This window comes from Nostoc sp. FACHB-133 (assembly GCF_014698055.1).
Lineage (GTDB): Bacteria > Cyanobacteriota > Cyanobacteriia > Cyanobacteriales > Nostocaceae > Nostoc.
This window is the reverse complement of record NZ_JACJSH010000014.1, coordinates 80,043-100,730: the sequence shown is the minus strand read 5'-3', so window position 1 is coordinate 100,730 and position 20,688 is coordinate 80,043. Positions and strand designations below refer to the sequence as shown.

9 protein-coding genes are annotated in these 20,688 nt (G+C 42.5%); 7 read left to right on the top strand and 2 right to left on the bottom strand.

What is annotated here, in order from left to right:
* Nucleotides 1-50 precede the first annotated feature (50 nt).
* The 7 genes from H6G86_RS13885 to H6G86_RS13855 all read left to right on the top strand — a co-directional run bounded on the left by H6G86_RS13885 (nt 51) and on the right by H6G86_RS13855 (nt 18,803).
* Nucleotides 51-7,679 carry a type I polyketide synthase gene (locus H6G86_RS13885; protein WP_190934816.1) on the top strand — a complete coding sequence of 2,543 codons (7,629 nt, stop codon included), beginning with the start codon at nt 51-53 and terminating at the stop codon, nt 7,677-7,679.
* Between the two features lie 582 nt (nt 7,680-8,261).
* Complete coding sequence (locus H6G86_RS13880) at nt 8,262-13,205, top strand: non-ribosomal peptide synthetase (RefSeq protein WP_190934815.1); 4,944 nt, start codon at nt 8,262-8,264, stop codon at nt 13,203-13,205.
* 176 nt (nt 13,206-13,381) lie between these two features.
* Entirely contained in the window at nt 13,382-14,362 is a 981-nt protein-coding gene (locus H6G86_RS13875; protein WP_190934814.1) for a hypothetical protein, read from the top strand.
* A gap of 133 nt (nt 14,363-14,495) precedes the next feature.
* Entirely contained in the window at nt 14,496-15,200 is a 705-nt protein-coding gene (locus H6G86_RS13870) for a DUF4386 family protein (protein WP_190934813.1), read from the top strand.
* A gap of 56 nt (nt 15,201-15,256) precedes the next feature.
* Nucleotides 15,257-16,210, top strand: a complete 954-nt coding sequence (locus tag H6G86_RS13865) for an SDR family oxidoreductase (protein WP_190934812.1) — start codon at nt 15,257-15,259, stop codon at nt 16,208-16,210.
* Between the two features lie 398 nt (nt 16,211-16,608).
* The gene (gene aroF, locus H6G86_RS13860) at nt 16,609-17,697 is read left to right on the top strand and encodes a 3-deoxy-7-phosphoheptulonate synthase (RefSeq protein ID WP_190934811.1); all 1,089 of its coding nucleotides are present in this window, start codon (nt 16,609-16,611) and stop codon (nt 17,695-17,697) included.
* Between the two features lie 725 nt (nt 17,698-18,422).
* Nucleotides 18,423-18,803: a hypothetical protein gene (locus H6G86_RS13855; RefSeq protein WP_190934810.1), complete on the top strand. Its 381-nt coding sequence runs from the start codon at nt 18,423-18,425 to the stop codon at nt 18,801-18,803.
* Nucleotides 18,804-19,110: 307 nt separating this feature from the next.
* On the opposite strand, the gene H6G86_RS13850 is transcribed toward H6G86_RS13855, so the two are convergent.
* Together H6G86_RS13850 and H6G86_RS13845 are read right to left on the bottom strand one after the other, a co-directional pair.
* Nucleotides 19,111-19,341, bottom strand: a complete 231-nt coding sequence (locus tag H6G86_RS13850) for a hypothetical protein (protein WP_190934809.1) — start codon at nt 19,339-19,341, stop codon at nt 19,111-19,113.
* Between the two features lie 561 nt (nt 19,342-19,902).
* Nucleotides 19,903-20,688 carry a WecB/TagA/CpsF family glycosyltransferase gene (locus tag H6G86_RS13845; RefSeq protein WP_190934808.1) on the bottom strand — a complete coding sequence of 262 codons (786 nt, stop codon included), beginning with the start codon at nt 20,686-20,688 and terminating at the stop codon, nt 19,903-19,905.

Sequence of the window (20,688 nt, the reverse complement as noted above, 5' to 3'; positions counted from 1 at the left end):
TCTGGCTTCAGACTCAATTTCTTTGTCTATTAATTACGCAATTTCTTAAAATGAGTAACACTTCAGACATCCACCAATTATCTCCATTACAACGTTCAGTTTTAGCCTTAAAAGAAATGCGTGCCAAGTTGGACGCAGTGGAGAACGCCAAGACAGAACCAATCGCTATTATTGGCATGAACTGTCGTTTTCCTGGAGGAGCAGACTACCCTGAAAAATTCTGGGAATTACTCCACAATGGGGTAGATGCTATCACTGAAGTTCCGGCTGACAGATGGGACGTGGATGAGTATTACAATGCAAATCCCAACACTCTGGGGAAAATTTACACCCGCTATGGTGGGTTTATTAAACAGGTAGATCAATTTGATCCTCATTTCTTTGGACTTTCCCCTCTAGAAGCAGCCAGCATGGACCCCCAACATCGGCTACTTTTGGAGGTAGGTTGGGAAGCCATTGAAAACGCCGGACAATCCCCAGAGGAATTAAACGGCAGCCAGACGGGAGTCTTTATGGGACTCTTTATGGAAGATTATTCCCGATTTAACCTATATTCTGGCGATCATCACCGCATTGATGCTTACAGCAGTTTAGGAAATGCTCGGAGTATTGCCATCGGTCGCCTAGCTTATGTCCTCGGCTTGCAAGGGCCTGTGATGCAGTTAGATACGGCTTGTTCTTCTTCGTTGCTAGCGGTTCACCTGGCGTGTCAGAGCTTGCGTTCAGGTGAGTGCAATATGGCTTTAGCTGGTGGAGTCAATTTGATATTAGCACCGGAAGCCTCCATTGGTCTGAGTAGAATGAGGGCGCTGGCTCCAGATGGTCGTTGTAAGACCTTTGATGCCAAAGCCGATGGTTATGTACGTGGAGAAGGCTGTGGAATAGTTGTACTCAAGCGTTTATCAGATGCGATCGCTAACAATGATAATATTTTGGCTGTGGTGCGAGGCTCGGCAGTTAATCATGACGGTGCTAGCAGTGGTCTGACAGTACCCAATGGGCTAGCTCAGGAGAAATTGATTAATCAGGCACTCACCAACGCTAAGGTAGCACCAGAACAAATTAGTTATGTAGAAACCCACGGTACAGGCACATCTTTGGGAGATCCCATTGAAGTAAGAGCTTTAGGCTCAGTGTTGTGTCAAGGACGTTCTCCAGAACAACCTTTGCTGATTGGTTCCGTAAAAACTCAGTTGGGTCATTTAGAATCAGCTGCGGGAGTTGCCAGTTTAATGAAAGTGGTGCTGGCTCTACAAAACGCAGAGATACCGCCACATCTGCATTTACAACAGCCCAGTCCTCATATTCCTTGGGACAAACTTGCGGTTGCTGTGCCAACGAAGCCAACTCCATGGCCAGCAGTCAACGGCAAACGCTTGGCTGGGGTTAGTTCCTTTGGCATGAGTGGCACTAATGCCCATCTGATTATCGAAGAAGCACCGGAATTGAAATTAGAGCCGCCGAAAACTGAGCGTCCACTCCACCTGCTGAGTTTATCGGCCAAAACTGAGGCCGCACTACTAGCAATGGCTAGCCGCTATGAATCTTTTTTAACATCCCATCCAGAAACATCTTTAGCAGATATTTGTTTTACAGCTAACACCGGGCGATCGCATTTCGAACACCGCCTTGCTGTTGTCGCTGCATCTAACGCAGACTTGCGCGAACAACTAACAGCTTTTGCTAGCCAAAAGCTGACCAGTACATTAGTCAGTGGTCAAGCAGAGAAGAAGCGTTCCAAAGTTGTATTCCTGTTTACAGGGCAAGGCTCTCAATACGTAGAAATGGGACGACAACTTTACGAAACCCAGCCGACGTTCCGTAAAACTTTAGACCGATGCGACAAAATTCTGCGTCCCTATCTTCAGCAACCTTTGTTGTCAGTACTTTACCCCACATCTGATGTTACTTCCCCATTGAATGAAACAGCATATACTCAACCAGCACTGTTTGCTTTAGAGTACTCCCTCGCTGAAATGTGGAAATCTTGGGGAATTGTACCAGATGCAGTCATGGGTCACAGCGTGGGTGAATATGTAGCCGCTTGCGTTGCTGGAGTGTTCAGCTTGGAAGATGGGCTGAAATTAATCGCCGAGCGGGGGCGTTTAATTCAATCTCTACCCCAAAATGGCATGATGGCGGCAGTGTTCACCAATGAAGCACGGATGAACGGCATTTTAGCTGCTTATACAGGGCAAGTGGCAATTGCCGGGATTAATGGCCCAGAAAATATCGTTATTTCTGGAGCCAGAGAAGCTGTCCAAGCCGTGCTGAAAGAATTGGCAACTCAAGGAATTAACGCCCAACCATTGCAGGTTTCTCACGCTTTCCACTCCCCTTTAATGGCTAGTATCCTCGATCCCTTTGAGCAGATAGCTAGCTCGGTGCAGTTTCAAGCGCCGCGTATTCCCCTAATCTCGAATTTGACTGGACAAATATTTAAATACCAAGAAATTCCCAATGCAACTTACTGGCGACAGCATCTCAGAGAAGGAGTAAGATTTTATGCCGGCATCAAGACGCTACATGAACAAGGGTATGAAATCTTTGTAGAAATGGGGCCGAGTACCACATTAGTAGGCATGGGTAAAAGATGCTTGCCAGAAGGTACAGGCACTTGGCTAACTTCTCTGAAAAAAGGACAACCAGACTGGTCACAATTGCTTGCTAGTTTAAGTGAGTTGTACATCAGGGGTATAAAAATCAACTGGACTGCATTTGACCAAGGTTATCAGCGTCGCCGCCTGGCACTACCAACCTACCCATTTCAACGCCAACGCTACTGGGTGGAAAACCTAACCCCCCAACCCCCTTCCCTACAAGGGGAGAATTCAAAGCCTCTCTCCTTGCAGGAGAAAAGTCTGCCAGCTATTCCCCAAGTCAAAGCTTTGCCAAGAATTCCCTTGGCTGTACCATCGAATTGGTTTCATAGTTGGCAATGGACTCCAGAGGTGTCAAGCCAATCTCAAGATATTCCTTCAGGGGCAATTTTGATCTTTAGCGATCGCCACCAAGTAGGGGAAAATTTAGAAAAGCTGTTTGACCCTAAAAAGTACACGACATATTTTGTCACCCCAGGGGAGAGCTTCAACCAAACAGCACAACACTTCACTATTAATCCGGCATCCGTTGAAGACTACGAACAGCTAATTAAAAATATCAAAACAGACGGTGTTACAGTCACCGCAGCCGTGCATCTGTGGAACTACAGTTTGTGGGCAACATCCCCAGAACAATTACTAGAAAATGACCGCCTGCTCAATGAACGCGTTTACAGTCTTTTGTTTTTGACACAGGCGCTAGTCAAACATTACCCAGCCTCTCCCCTCAATTTCTTAGTGGTAACTCAAGGTGCTTATCCAATATCTCCAAATGATTCCCTACACGGTGTACATCAATCTATGGCAGGTGTACTGGCACAGGTGGTGGCACAAGAAAATCCTCAGATTAAAGCAAAAGTCGTAGATTTTAACCAAGATGTTTATCTGCCTGAAAAATTAGCCGATATTTTGTTCCAGGAAATGAAGGCAGCCCCTACTGGTGAAGGTATTGTTGCTATCCGTAATGGTCAACGGTTGAGCCGTACCCTGGAAAGAATTAATGTACCTACAGATAACAATTCTCTACCTTTGTCGGCAGGAGAAACCTGGTTGATTACTGGTGGTACCAGTGCTGTCGGGACAGAAATAGCCTTAGCTATGGTTCGACAAGTACCCATCAATTTGGTGCTAACAGGTCGTCATCCCCTCCCCCCCAAACAAGAATGGCAATCTGCTAGTCATGATGCGTCTACCCAGCAACGTATCCAGGTAATTCAGCAACTAGAGCAACTCGGAGCCACAGTCATGTATCAGGCTGTGGATGTAACGGATGCCTTGGGGATGAAGCAATTAATTGAGAGCATCAAGTCCCGCTTTGGTAATCTGGATGGAGTCATCCATGCGGCGGGTGCAGTTGACCACAGCACATTTAAACTACTACAAAAACAACCTGCCTCAATCACCAAAGTTTTAGCCCCGAAAGTCCAGGGAACCATCATCCTCGATGCTGTTACCCGTAACGAACCTCTAAAATACTTTGTGTTGTTGTCCTCTGTTTCCGCTTCTAAAGCCGAATGGGGAACCGGCATGGGCGATTATGCCGCAGCCAATACTTTTCTCGATAGTTATGCCATCTACCGGACACAGCATGGCGGTCAAGGACGCTCCTTAGCTTTAAATTATTCCCTGTGGAGCGATCGCGGTATGGGCGCTCTTTTAGGAGCATCAACTTTATTAATGGTAAAATCCAAAGGTTTAAATCCTCTGGAACCAGAGCCAGCTGCTAATGCCTTTATTCAGGCTCTATCTTTGGATGCTTCTAGTGTAATTCACATCATTGACTTAATTGCTCAAGCCACCCCAGAAATAGCACCAAAATCCTCCGCCAGCCAACTACAAACTAAATCTCGCAATCTGCGGCAGCTTGTCCGAGAAGTTTTGCTGCAACATTTACGTATTCCGGAAGCACAGGTGGAAGGACACAAAACTTTCCAAGAAATGGGGTTAGATTCTGTTGGGACTGTAGAAGTTGTGCAACATTTAGGGACAACTCTGGGTGAGGAATTATTTCCGACTTTACTGTTTGAATATCAAACACCAGATGACCTGGTAGATTATTTACAAAGCAAGTACGGTTATTCTGTGAAGACTAGCACAAGCGCGATCGCCCCAGAAGAAACATCTAGCCCGGAAGCCGAAAAATCAGCGCCCCCAAATGTCGCTACCCAGGAAAAATACCAAGATGTTCCTGAACAAGACATTGCTATCATCGGCATGGCTTGTAAAATACCAGGAGCTGATAACTTAGAGCAGTACTGGGATTTACTCAATGCAGGCCGCTCTGTCATTCAAGATGTGCCTCCAGACCGTTGGTTCAACCAACACTACTTTGAAGCCAAAGGAAACTCTCCACAAGCAAAAATATCCAAACGTGGATGCTTTGTAGACAGTCCCTTCAACTTTGACCCGATGTTCTTTGGCATCTCTCCCAAGGAAGCTACGGCAATGGACCCACAACAAAGGTTGTTCCTAGAGCTTTCTATGCAGGCCTTACAACAGGCAGGCTACGGCGGCAAATATCGCCCAGATAATATCGGTGTGTTTGTTGGTTGTGGACAAAATACTTACATCGAACACTTCACCAATTATCAGTATTACGAGGAATTACGTCAGCGTTTGCAAGAGAGTTCTTGGTTTGATCACCTTCCTGCTGAAGATCGTCAGCATTTGCTCAAGACCCTCTCACAAGTACTGCAACCAAGTGAAATTCTCCCTGAGTCAGCAGCAGGTAACGAGGTCAACGAATTAGCGGCACGAGTTAGCCATTGCCTGAACCTCAAGGGGCCAAGTATGGCAGTTAGTACTGCTTGTTCTTCTTCTCTGGTGGCATTACATATTGCTTGCGAAAGTCTACGTTCCGGTCAAACTGGCATGGCAATCGTCGGCGGGGTTAATTTAAATCTCAGTCCTAGTCCCTTCACTTTTTTACGTAAGGCACAGGCTCTTTCTCTGAGTGGAACCTGCTATCCCTTTGACCGCCGTGCTAATGGCATCGTTTTAGGAGAAGGTGCAGGCGTATTAATTATCAAACCACTCAAGCAGGCTTTGGCAGATGGTGACTTGATTCATGCTGTGATTAAAGGTTCCGCCGTAAATAATGACGGTCACTCCCAGGGAATAACCGCTCCCAATCCCAAAGGTCAAGCAGAAGCCATCCGCCAAGCTTACAACAGTTGTGGCGTAGACCCTCGGACTATTTCCTACATTGAAACCCACGGTACAGGCACTCTCTTGGGCGATCCAGTCGAAGTAGAAGGGATGACACAAGCTTTCCGCAGCTTTACTGATGAAAAGGGATTCTGTACTATTGGTTCGGTTAAATCCTCCATTGGTCATTTGCTGTCTGCTTCCGGTATTGTCAGCCTGATCAAAGTGGTACTGGCCATGCAGAACGGCAAAATTCCCCAAACTGTAGGTTTTGAGGAGCCTAATCCCCATATTAATTTTGCGGACACACCTTTTGCTGTGGCTGGTAAGAGTATACCCTGGTCGCCTAATGGCAACCCATTACGTGCAGGTGTGAATGGATTTGGATTTGGTGGCACGAATTGTCACGTTATTCTTGAGGAATCCCCAATAGTAGCTAATTTACAGTCCCAGGTCACAAGTTCATCTCCTGATTTGTTATGTCTGACTGCACGGAATCAACAAGCACTTCAAGAAGTAGCTAGACAACTACGCGAACACATCATTCATCATCCTGAACAAGAATCTTCCCAAATCTGCTTTACTCAAAATAATGCCCAGAAGGAATTACCTTACAAGGCGGCTTTAGTAGTCAATGACCGTCAACATCTGCTCAATTACTTAGACACTATCTGTTCGGCACAAACACCAGCAGATATATATACAGGTCGAGCTAACCCCCAGCGCACAACACCGTTTCACTTAATATTAGATGGAACTAGTGCGATCGCTCCCGCAGAAGTAGAAACTTTAGGCAAACGTTTCCCCCAATTCCAAGTAGCTTACAATAGCGTGCGTGCCGGATTAAATGAGATGAGCGAACAGGCACATATATTTGCGGTGCAGTACGCTTGGGGACGCTTGTTGATGTCTTTGGAATTACAACCCACTAGTTTATTAGTAGAAAAAACCGGTATTCTAGTAGGAGCTACACTGCGGGGAATGTTGACATTAGAGCAGGCGATCGCTTTGCTCCTACAAATAGAAGGACAAAAAGGTCTGATTGCTCATGATGTGTCCGCAAAAGAACGGTTAGCATCAACCTGGACTTGTCCATTAGTAACTTCACAAGGAATTTTCAGCCATTCTGACACAATTTCCCCGGCTCAACTGGTAGCCCTGGTGCAAGTATCTGAACAGTTAAATGTAGACGTGTGTCAAGATGTCATCTCCAAAGAAAGTGTTTATTTACACTTAGGAGATTCATTAGCTCTCAAAGAACAATTAGCAAGTTTGGATGAACTGGGAGTCTGGATATATCTAGACAAAGGACAACCAGTGGTGGAACGTGTGTTGACCAGTCTGGCCAGGTCTTATGTAGCTGGGGTAAGGTTTAATAGCATACCCTTATTTTCTCAGGGTCTACGCCGGGTGCTGCTGCCTACTTATCCTTTCGAGCGTAAAACCTACAGAGTATCATTAGTTGATAGCTCTCAGGAAAATCAAGCAGCCTCCATACCTGCGGATGAATTATTACCACCACGCCCAGACAGCCAAGGTCAGTCAAATGCCAAAGTTTTGGAAATCCATCCAGTAACAGTAGCCCAAACTCGACTGTTGCCTATAGAACAATTATCTCCACTCACAGACAGTCAACGCCAGTCAAGTTACGCTAAGTTGACTGAGGACTTGAAGATTGTGGACAATAGCCAACAGCCACGACTAGTGCCCATAGAACAACCATCCCCACTCACAGACAGTCAACGCCAGTCAAGTTACGCTAAGTTGACTGAGGACTTGAAGATTGTGGACAATAGCCAACAGCCAAAGCATCCGGTAGCAGTAGCCCAAACTCGACTGTTGCTAATGGAACAATTATCTCCACTCACAGACAGGCAACGCCAGTCGAGTTACATCAAGCTGGCTCAAGATTTGCAGAGATTTGGTAAATAACCTGAGTTCGGGTTAAGGTAGAAGCTAAAAAGCTTATTCTGTCAGGATTGAATAAAACTGGAATTGATCAAAGCAGGGATAAAAGTGGAATCATTTTGTCAATAAGGTTCACAAATGAAACTAATCTCAGCAATATGTCTTATTGACAATAGATGAAAACAAAGCTTTAGACCGAACAACGATAATTCAAGGCTTTTGAGGATTTATTATCCCGAACTCAGGTTAAATAGGCTGAAACTCTACCCCCTTGTGGGTAAAGTTTCGTCACAGGTCTGTAGTCAGTGGCAGAACAGCTAATAACTGACCACTAACACCGACAGCGCAATAAAACTTCCAAAATTAGTTAGGAAACAATAAACAAAGAAAGCTAACCCTTTATTTTATTGCTCCTAACTTTTTGCATAAATAGCCCAGATCAAGGCGATAAGTAACATAACAAGAGCAAAGATTAATTTTTCTCATAATTCTTATCCATTCAAATTTAGTTTTGTATGAATAACTAGACTTCAAAACAATACTTACTTAATTAGGTAAGACGTTGAACATTTTTATTGCGAATATTAATTTTTTTTAGAGGATGCAATGAGTACTAAAAGCTTAGAATTGCCTATTTTCTCCCTAGTTGCTAAAATTACTGGACATGATGCAGAAGAATTAGAACGAGATATGTTTTTGGAGGGTAACTTAGGATTAGATTCCATCAAAATGATGGAACTATTAAATGGATTAGTAGCACTAATTCCCCAAGAAATGCAACCCAAATTTATGGAAACATTGCCTTTGCAAAACTTGATGCAATTGCAAACTTTGGGCGATGTCGTGCAAATAGCTGATAAGTGCTTAGTTTCCCAAATAGATAATTCTGATTCTTCGCCATCTGCAAGTATTATCAATCAAAAGGAGCAGAAAACAGAGCAGGTTGAGATTCTTTCTGGGCAATATTTTCATTTACTCGGTCATTGGGTAGTAAATTCAATTAGTTTATTTTCTACTCTACGTTTACGAGGTGATTTTAATTCAAACGTTGCTTGGCAGTCGTGGAAAGATTTACTGGCTCGTCATCCTATGCTGCGATCGCGCTTTATCATTCCTCCCGATACTACCAGATTCAAGGATTACGAAATGGTAGTTATGGAAAACCCCACTCCTCCTGATATACCCGTTACTGATATCAGGCATCTTCACAGTGAGGCTCAAGAACAACTAATTAATGATGAATTGCATCGCTGCCTCAATTATGAATGGCAAATGACAGAGTGGCCACTACATCGATTTTTTGTTTTTCGGCTGGAAGATTCAGTCTATCAACTGGTGTTAGCCAACGAGCATCTCATTTCTGATGCCCTGGGATGTCATGTCATCTTACGCGAATTTATGGAAATCTACCGCGCTCATGTCTGCGGTGAACAACCTAATTTGCAGCCACCTACAACCGTCCAAGATTACAGCGAATTGGTGCAATCAATTAATGCTTGGCAAGACCCAGAAGAAGACAAAGCACTGGTCGAGTATGTAAATCGGCGGGGCAAAGATTCTTACTTGTGGAATCCCACAGGAAATGCCATCACATCCCTGTGTCCAAAATTCCATAACCGCAGATTTTCTTTAGGAAAGGCCATTACTAATCAACTCATTGCCCAAACTCGTGAATGGCGATTACCACTGAACTCTTTACTAGTGGGTGCGTTTGTGCGGGCTGTTGCCAAGTTTGAGAAGTCTAAAAACGAACCGATTATGGTTCAAGTTCCCACCAGTGGGCGGGTTTATCCAGGCATAGATGCTTCTGATGTGGTGGGTAGTTTTGCTCAGAATTTGTCCATTAGCCTAGACTTACCAGCACCGAATGAAGATTGGCAACGCTTGTTAAACCGCGTTCATCAGGAAATCCAACAAGGGTTAGTTAACGGTTATGACCGCGCCCAAACTCGTCAAATGGCGATCGCTTTCCGAGATAATATTGTTTTAGAAGATGGCAAAATCCCTGAGCGGATGTTACCTATGTATCGTCGTATACTGAAATCAAATTTATACTGTCCATTTACAGGACAGACTAATATTAAAAACAAATATGGCCCCATAGATGTAATCGATTATCGCGCAGGTGGTATTAATGCTGCGGGAACAATTGATATATTGCAAGAAATATTTGACGACAGTTTACATTTGTTTGCTAGCTACGACAGTAACTTTTTCCCTGAGTCTGTTATCGATGAATTGATGCAGGAATACATTACCCAAATCAAAGAATTAGCCTCACTAAAAATCCCATCTCAGCAACTAACGCAGCCACTCTCCAAGACACAAACAGATGTAAATATAGTGCAGCTTCTGCAAGAAATTGCCACAGAAATCTGCCATTCCCAGATTACTGACAATGATATGGCTAAGGATTTGGAAGCAGAATTAGGAATGGATTCTTTGGAACTCATCCGCATTGTTACGAGGTTAGAAAAACGGTTAGGCAAAGTAAATCGTCAAGCCTTGCTTTCTTGTCGCAGTCTCCAAGAAATGGCTGTGCTACTTGGGAAGAAACAATCATCTTCTTTACAAAACCAATCAGTTCTCAACAATCAACAACCCCAAGAAATTCCTTACTGGGAAATTATCGAGCAAGCCAAGCGTACTCCCAATGCCATAGCGGTGACGGATGGGGAAACTCAAATTACCTACGCAGAGTTGAACCGTCTTTCCAATCAGGTGGCTAATTATTTGCAGGCTCAGGGAGTTCAACCAGGTGTGTTTGTGGGGATCATGACACGACGCGGGCCTTTGATGTTTGTGGGGATTCTCGGTATTCTCAAAGCAGGCGGAACTTACGTTCCTTTAGATCCTATATATCCTCATGAACGGATTAAGTACATACTAGAACACGCTGAAATCGGAATTTTGCTAACAGAAAATCGCTTGACAAACAAGTTAGCAGAATGCCTGACTGAGCAGTTACCTTTAAATACTTTGATGTTCTTAGATGAGGGTATTTTTGAGCAGGGTAAAGCTTGGACACAGTTAAATAAAAAGACTTGGGCGCGTTGTTCAGACATAGCTCCTGCCAATGTTAATACTCCTGATGACTTGATGACAGTACTGTACACTTCTGGTTCTACAGGTAAACCTAAAGGAGTGATGCTCAACCATCGGGGTTATATGAATCGCCTGGTTTGGATGCAGAATGCTTTTCAATTGCGTTATGGCGATCGCGTTGCTCAAAAAACATCTTGCTGTTTTGATATATCAGTATGGGAAATATTCTGGCCTTTGATGGTAGGAGCTACTGTTTATTCTGTGGAAACAGAAACAGTCAAAAATCCTTGGCTCTTAGCACAGTGGATTAAAGATAACCAAATCAATGTCATGCACTTTGTTCCTTCCTTGTTTGGAGAATTTTGTAATGCTTTAGAATCAGAATCATGGACTTTTCCCAATTTGCGTTGGTTAGTCTTTAGTGGCGAAGCTTTACCTGTACCTTTTGTACAACGTTGGATTGATAAGTATGGCATGAGTGTTGGTTTAGCCAATCTTTATGGCCCCACTGAAGCTTCCATCGATGTCACAGCACACATTATTCGTCAACGTCCAGGCGAACAAGAAATCTGCATTCCTATAGGTAAAGCTATAGATAATGTGTATATCTTAATCTTGGATGAACAGATGCAGCCATTAGCCCCAGGAAAAATGGGAGAACTCTGGATTGGCGGTGTGCAATTGGCTAAAGGTTATCTCAAAGATCCACAACGCACAGCAGACGCATTCCGGCTTAATCCCTTTTCTCACGTTCCAGGGGAATATTTATACAAAACTGGCGATTTAGCTATGGAATTGCCCGATGGCAGTTTCGAGTATCATGGACGCATTGACCACCAAATTAAAATACGTGGTTTCCGTGTAGAACTGGGTGAAATCGAAAGTGTTCTTAATAGCCATCCCGCGATTAATGAAGCTGCCGTTTTAGCTGTAGATTACGAAAATGGTCAAAAACGGTTAATAGCTTGCTTGGCCGGTTCTCAAGTAGACAATCAACAAATTAAGGAATTCCTGGCTCAACGCTTGCCTGATTATATGATTCCTCACCGATGGGAATGGCTAGCCAGTCTACCTAAAACCCACAATGGTAAGCTAGACCGCAAGGCTATTTTGGCAGCTATCACCCAAGAAAAGCCAACAGTATCTCAACAATACTTACCTCTAGGCCCTGCTCAACGTTGGTTAGTGAAATACTTTGAGGCTCCATATCAATGGAATGGCTACACGCGTTTTCTTTTCCATCAACCATTAGACGCAGAGATATTTAACCAAGCTCTCAATGTTGTACTGGAAACTCATCCTGCTCTACGGACTGTGTTTGTGCAAAGAGATCAACAATGGTGGCAACAGTTAATTTCCCCAGAGCAAAAGTTGAGTGCTGAATTCTACGATGGTAGTCATCTTACATCTGCACAGCGAGACAGTGAAATCCACAACCGGATACAAGAAATAGCTCAACAGTTTCAAATCAACCAATGGCCGCTGATGAAAGTAATCGCGATCAAGGTGAATGAATCCTGCTACGATATCTCGCTGATTGGACATCATATCATCGGTGATTTGCTGAGTACTGGGGTGATTTTTAATCTCTTATGGTTGACTTACAGCGAGTTGCTGGGGAACAGAACTCAGAGTTCTCAGCCTCTCCCTGCGACACCTTCTTATATAGACTATGTGCGTGTGCTGATGCAGGCGGAACAACAAGGAGCTTTGACAAGTCATGTAGATTATTGGAAATCTCAATTTCCTTCTCAGGAATATACCTTCCAAGTTCCCTTTGACCATCAAAAAGGTGCTAATTTAGAGGCTTCCGCCGCCAGCGAAAAATTTACCCTGTCCAAAAACAGTAGTAACATTCTCCTACGTGAAGCCAAGCAGTATTACAAATGTAATGTCTACACGTTGCTACTTTCTACCTTGTATCGGTTGATGGCTGAGTGGAGTGGACAACCTTGGGTAGTAGTTAGCCATCGCAGCCACGGCAGAACTCTAGATAGCACGCACACGTTTTTAAATAGTGTTGGTAACTTTGCGATGAATTTCCCTGTCGGGGTTAATGTAGGACGTTCCATCAAGTGGGAGCAAACCACCAAGGAAATCCAAGCCAAATTTAACGAGTTACCGATGAATGGTGTAACTTTTGATTGGATTTCTGAGCAACTTCCTCATCATGTTTATCCCGATAACAATCTCACTCCAGTCAGAGCTAACTACTTAGGAAATCGTACTGCTCCCGCCTTAGAACTGTTTGAGTTTATTGAGGAAGATAGAGATAGTCGGTTGTCCTCCCCTGACCAGAAACGTACAGCGTTACTAGAGTTTTTCTTCTCCATCACCGATGGCACTGTTCACTTAGAAATCGAATACTCTCGCAATTTCCATCTACCTGCAACTATTCGTAGACTTGGCGATCGCTATTTGGAACTTATGGCAGAGATGCTAGCCGTTGTACCTTTAGTAGGCAATGGTGTAGAAATGACAAATCACTTTCACAAACCCTACTAGGGTGGCAAACTTCCCATCAGTCTTTCCCCTATTCTCCAGTACAGACGCAATTAATCGCGTCTGTACGCCCTCCGCACTCTCTATTTTCAAGCTAGATTGCGGTATCTCTACAAAATATCACACCAGTGATAATATGATGCTGAAAATGTCAAAAAAGCTTCGTTAAAACCTCAAATATGCGTACTTATCAACTGTCTAAACTTATTGGACTCGCCACCTTTGTAGCCTTATCTGCAACTGCACCAGCTCAAGCCGCAAACTTAAGCTTTGACTACAACCAACTACAATTTATTAAATCACGACCAATAGCATCTAGTAATTTTCTGGGGTTAAATGGATCGCCGATTGAAAATCAAGGTTTTGTGCCTTTCTATAATCCAGATCCTTCGGCTCCAAATCACGGTCATAAGGAAATCGGTCTAAATTCGCGCCGAGATTTCCCAGGTTTCAACAATGCCCCATATTACGGGACTGGTCGCCAAGGAAGCCCGGAAGAACCTGCTAGCGGTGCTACCAGAATGACAAGTTTGATTAGCATTAATAGCTTCCCTACCTTTGGTCAATACCTGACAAATTATGGCATCCCACTCAATGATATTGGCTTTGTGTTTGGTCAAAAGAGCGATCGCGATTTTAACCAAACTTGGAATTTAGGTGCAGATATATTCGGTCAAGATTGGTACGCTGATCCTAATACACCGCTTGAGGAAAGAATTTATAAAGCTAATCCAAATGATGTTGAAATAGCACTCTACAGTGGTAATACTAAAATAGTCGACTTTGGATATTCTGATTTTTATTCAATTGTCGATTACGGTTCTACACCATCATTTGATGATGATTTTGAAAGTAGTTTTACCGACCCAATTGCAGCAAAGAAAGCATCTGACTTAGATCCATTGCTGGCAGGTTTAGCCACAGCTTTTTTAAATGATGTTAATGCTGCTGGTGGTGGAGTGCAGATAGTTAACGAGAACTTTGGAGAACTGGATATTAATTTTGCAAGCGGTAATGGATACGATATGATACTTCTGCCATACCCGATGCAAATTCGTGCAGTTGCGCTGAAAGCAGTTCCCGAAGCTTCTTTTTCTTGGGGAATATTTATGTTTGGAGTTTTGGTTGCTGTGTCCCAGCGCAAGAAACTACAGAACTGACAATTACCCATAAATAGTTTTAGTTATCAAAATTATCCCAATTTTTTCAAGTAGAGACATTGTATTGCAACGTCTCTACTACCTAATCAGGTGTTCCTTATCTCATGTAATTATGTCAAAAATAAATTCCTTTATGTCTATCAAAGCACTTTACCGAACTGCTGGTCTGGTATTAATTGTTGAAAGTCTACTACTGTTTGTGCCGGTTTTTATTCTTGGTGCAGCAATCAACTGGCCAGCTAGCCTTGGTGAACCTGCTAACATCATGTTGCCACTATTAATTAAAAAAGCTGAACCAGTCAGAATTGGTTATCTGATCTATCTTCTTTATTCACTACTTTTTTGGGTAGTAGCTTTATTAACTGCTCGTGTCGTTAGCAATGGAGAAACTAACCCTGTATGGCTCCAAGTGGCAACAGGTTTTGGAATCGCATCTACTGTCACTCGTTGCCTGGGCATTATTCGCTGGTTAGTACCAATGCCAGCTTTAGCGCAAGTTTATGCTGACCCTGCAATCTCTGCACAAACTCGTGAAGCGATCGCTGTTGTCTATAAAACCCTCAATGACTACGCTGGCTCGGTCGGTGAAGTATTAGGTGTTAGCCTGTTTACCGTATTGTGGTTAACAATTATCTCAATTTACTTATTACGTTCAAGAACACTACCACGTTGGTTAGGAATCTTTGGGATCGTCGCTGCTCTGTTTCTGGCAACTCAATTAATAGAACTATTTGGGGTGGATTTGGGAGCATTTATTAGCGTGTCAGTGACCATGCTCCAACTCTGGTTTTTAGCCGCAGGTGTGACCTTATTAAGACACAAAAACGTCCAAGCTTAAATGAAATCCGACATTATTATCTAAAAAAATAATTCTCCTAATATCAAAACCAAGCCATGAACACAACAGAAGAACTCCATGTAATTTTTGGTACTGGCCCCCTAGCACAAGCCGTCATGCGCGAACTACTGACTCGAAACAAACGGGTGCGTATGATTAACCGCAGTGGCAAAGCAGACGTACCCTCTAATGTGGAAATCATCGCCAGCGATGCTTATAATTCCGAAAATACACAAGCGGTTACTACTGGGGCGACAGTCGTTTACCAATGCGCACAACCAGCCTACACCCAATGGCCAGAGTTTTTTCCCTCATTGCAAGCTAGCATTGTCGAAGGGGTAGCCGCCAGTGGCGCAAAGCTCGTTGTGGGAGATAATCTCTATATGTATGGCCCTGTCAATGGTGCGTTGCGGGAAGATATGCCGAATGCTGCAACCACCCGCAAAGGGCGCGTCCGTGGGCAGATAGCAGAGGCGCTTTTGGATGCACACCGTAGAGGTATTGTACGAGTTGCTATTGGTCGAGCATCGGACTTCTATGGGCCACTAGTACTTGATTCTGTAATGGGCGATCGCATTTTTCCCTCTGTATTGACTGGGAAACCTGCATCAGCGATCGGTGAAATTGACCTCCCTCATACTTATACTTTTATCGATGACTTTGGCAAGGCATTGGTGGTGTTAGGGGAACAGGATAAAGCATTGGGTCAAATTTGGCACGTACCTAACGCTGAGACTATCACTACTCGACAATTTATCAACATAGCTTTTGAGGAAGCTGGACATCCACCAAAAATCAGTAAAATGGGTAAGTTCATGATGCGACTAGGCGGGATTTTTATCCCAGAAGCTCGTGAAACCGTCGAGATGATGTATGAGTTTGATGAGCCATTTGTTGTAAATCATGATAAATACGTTCAAGCATTTGGCAACCATGCTACCCCTTTACGTGAAGCTATCCGGCACACTTTGACATGGTATAGCGAACATCTCAAAACCTTAAAAACGTAAAAGTTAAGGTTAGCTCTGTCAAGGTTAGACTATCTCATTCTTTTTCCCTTATGGCAATGTTTATGACTATAAGGGAAGGGAACTGTTCTACTTCTCAGCTTAACGCTAAAGAGTGCAAGCTTTACACCCTCAATGACATTAATTTGGCACAGCAACAAAATAAAAAGTCACTGTACAGTAGTGGGTTAAGGGATGTTTGCATCAAGGATAGGAATCCTTCCCTTCTTTGGAGCTTTTGGGTACACTAGACCTAGAACCTGACCTAAAAATAATTCTTCTCTAGTTGCATAAACCTACAATATTTAACTGATTAGTATTTAACAATAAATCAGCGAACCTAGATTAATTTTTTCGCTAAAAACTATCAATTTTACACTATTTAAGGAGTAGATAAACTTGTGATTATTGTAATGAAACCCTTCACCCCATCTGCGGAAATAGAACAAGTAAATGAAGAAATTCGTCGCCATGAACTTACACCAGAAATCTGTGTAGGGCATCATAAAGTAGTAATCGGTTTGGTGGGAGATACCTCAGAACTTGATCCACGCCAGATTCAAAATTTGAACCCTTTTATAGAGCAAGTGATTAGGGTTAAAAAGCCTTTCAAACGAGCTTCTTTAGAATTTCGTTATGGAGAACATAGTGAGGTTGTAGTACCAACACCTAATGGCCCTATAACTTTTGGGCAAAACCATCCTGTAGTTGTAGTTGCAGGCCCTTGCTCGGTAGAAAACGAAGAAATGATCGTCGAGACAGCCCAAGCGGTGAAAGAATGCGGTGTACAATTTTTACGTGGTGGAGCATATAAACCCCGTACATCACCTTATGCTTTCCAAGGTCACGGTGAGAGCGCTCTAGCTTTGTTAGCAAAAGCTAAAGAAGCTACAGGTTTAGGAATCATTACAGAAATCATGGACACCGATGACTTAGACAAGCTCATCGAAGTAGCAGATGTGTTGCAAATTGGGGCCCGAAATATGCAGAATTTTTCACTTCTCAAAAAACTAGGAGCTACCACTAAGCCAGTGCTACTGAAGCGGGGACTGTCAGCCACTATCGAAGATTGGTTGATGTCAGCAGAATATATTTTAGCCGGAGGTAATCCAAACGTTATACTATGTGAGCGAGGAATTCGCACCTTTGACCGACAGTTTACAAGAAATACGCTTGATATATCTGCAATTCCAGTTTTGCGAACCCTGACCCACTTACCTATCATGATTGATCCTAGTCATGCCACGGGTAAGTCCGAATTTGTGCCAACTATGACAATGGCATCAATAGCTGCTGGTGCAGACTCCTTGATGATTGAAGTTCACCCCAATCCAGCTAAAGCACTTTCAGATGGGCCTCAATCACTGACATTGGAAGGATTTAAGGAATTAATGCACGAAATAACTGCCCTAAGTAAATTCTTTGGTCGTTCGTCTCACAACAATAGTACAAATCTAAAGGCAAAAGCTATCTCATTGGTGAGCTATTAAACATATTCATCTCCATCTAAAGTTAGTAGTGGTTTAGGACTTCCTTAAATCTTTAGCTGTCCTGTTGCTAATAAAAAATTTGAACGCTCAAGCCCTAGTAGAATCCTTAGTAGCTTTCAGTGATGTCAACTTAGCAAAAAGAAAGCACTAGACATAAACTTGGGGAGCAAAGATAGCAAGACAATAAGTTGTCAAAATGGCTACTTTTCGCACCAAAAATAGGGAATTCAGACCGAAGAAAACAAATACAGGTGTCAGCTTCAGCAATAGAAAAAATAGAAATATAAATCTAAGTACTTGCACTACTAAGAGGTTGTTTGAAAAGTGTTTTGTTGTGCTTTTAGGCACTTTTAGATCCCCCCTTAAAAAAGGAGGAACCGGAATCTAAATCTCCCTTAAAAAAGGAGATTTAGAGGGATATTAAACTTTAGGTTCTTGCGGTGCAAAGGTTATAGAAAATCTGCATTACAATCTTGTATTGAAGTTATATTTTAGCCTTTGTTACCAGTTCCACGAACACAGGGAATCAGGTTTAAAACTATTTTGCCTAGTCTTTCGGCAAGGCTTGTACGAACTGCTTCCTGCGTTAAGCTGCGTAATTTTTCATAATTACTAAGAGTTACTAAGAGCCAAAATTATTTGCACAATGACAGATGTAAACCAATGCTTTTCAAAAGCATACAAACCTATAAACCTAACTTTTTATTATTACAGCTTTAAGAACTATGTCTACTTTATCTAAGTTAACACAATGCACAAAAGGTCTAGAAACAAGCGAAGTTCAGAAAGGGATGAGACTTATAGGATTACAGATTACAGAATTGGAACTAGATCAACTTGCATTTGGCAATACTATTTCGCTAGAAAACAGAAGATTAGGTGAAATCGGTTCAATATTTATACTAGCAGAAGCTCTTTCGGCAGTGAATTCAGTTCAAACAAATATTACTTTTCAAGACTTACCACAAACGCTTAAAGAGTTTTCTTGCTGTTACGGAGGAGTTCCAATCTACTGTTGGAATTCTGACTTAATCGGAAAGTGTTGTTTAACCCTAACTTTGCTAGATGGCAAGCCGGCAATTAGAGTTTCATCTCAAAACTTATAGCTTACCATTTCGTAAGTTGAAATTAAAAAAATGGGGGGGGGTCAATGGATATGGGTTGGGCATATTAAAAAACCCTATAAACACCTCACACGTGGTTGCAGGGCTTAGGTGTAGTGAGATGTGCTGTTTTTCGGACTTTTAGATTGTAGAAAAGGATTTGAAACGGATTAAACAACTACAGGGGGATATCTGGATAATCCTAGGGGATAGTTCGAGACGGCACTAAAATGTGTTTATACTTACATAAATACTTAACAGTCATATCTACCTAAAGGCACTATGAGAACTTTTAAAAATACGAGATATTCTAGTTCGAGAACAAAACAAATTTTAGTTCCCCTGCAATTAGTGCAGTATGCAGGGGAACTTTATTTTTAACAAGCAGAAACAATAGGGTTAAAATGCCAATGTCCAGCAGAGAATTAAAATTCTTGATGGCATAGTCAGGAAGTTTGGAACAACAAAAAATTAAGGCATGGAGATGCAATTGGGGGAAAGTGCGATCTTGGGGGAAAGTGCGATCGCGTTTAGAAGACATGAGTTTCTCGTAACAATTTCAGTATTTTTACTATATTACAAAAAAATATTTTGAATTTTTCCTTTGAAAGCGTGTTTTTATTTTTTCACTAACTTCAGGTTATCAGGTGTCAAATCATTGTAGGCTGTGGATCACAGGGTCAACAGTCTGTCAATGAAAATCAATTGGCACTTAGCGCCAAAGTTCTAACACAGTCAGAGATACAGCTAATTTTCAGTCATGGCTTGGGCAATGACCGCGATCGCAACGAGAACACCGCAGGCATCGCATACTAACTATTTAGCATTGAGCCAAGATGGAAGTATTTCTTAATTAATAGTTATTCACAATAACTTCTGAGTGGCACGACTATCAACGAGAGAATGGGGATCATAGCGCGGTAAATTGTCTATACAATACAATACCGCACAAACGGGACACTAGCCCAGAGCAATCATGAAGACCACGCCGCCAATTCGGAAGTCGAACAAGCTTTTGATATGTTTTATAACCTACAGAAAAACGAAAACTTATCAAAGTTCTCAGGTTTTGATGTTAAGAAAAATACTTAACAAACATCCTCTAAAAACGATCCGATCTTTTTGTATTTGGAAGTCTCTTAAACAATCCCAGACGCTGTTTGATTAGCAACCAAATAAAAGTATAATTACCAAATACATAACGCTTCCATAAGCGGGAAGGTTCAACTAGAAGCCGAAATAACCATTCAAAACCTGCTTTTTGCATCCAAACTGGTGCTCTTGTCACCATATTGCTAACCAACTCAAAGCTGACCCCAATACCTACAGAAATCGGCACACCTAAATACAAATAATTAGCAGCTATCCATTTTTCTTGTTTAGGTGCTCCCAAACCTACAAATAGAATATGGGGAGCCGCCTCTATAATTATTGAGTTGATTGAATTTAATTCTGTTAGCTGAGACTCAAACCCGTAGGGAGGACAGTAAGTCCCAACAATCTGCAAACTTGGATGTCTAGCAACAAGAGTTTTTTTCGCTTTTTCGGCAGAACCAGGGCGACCTCCTAATAAAAATACCTTTAATCCTTTTTCAGAAGCAATTGCGCAGAGTCTCTCGAACAAATCTGTACCATTCACTCTACCGGAAAGGGGGCTTTGTAAAAACTTAGCCGCCCACAGCAGTGACACCCCGTCTGGCACTACTAAAAAAGCCTTGCGATAAATCTCTTGAAAATCGACATCCTTCTGTAAGGTAACAATATGCATGGCATTAGGAGTAACGACATATTCTGGTTTACTCTGGGAGAGCGCATGGTTAATGATTAGTTCCACAACTTCATCAAAACTATATTTGTCAATTTCGACTCCACAAATATTAATTCTCAT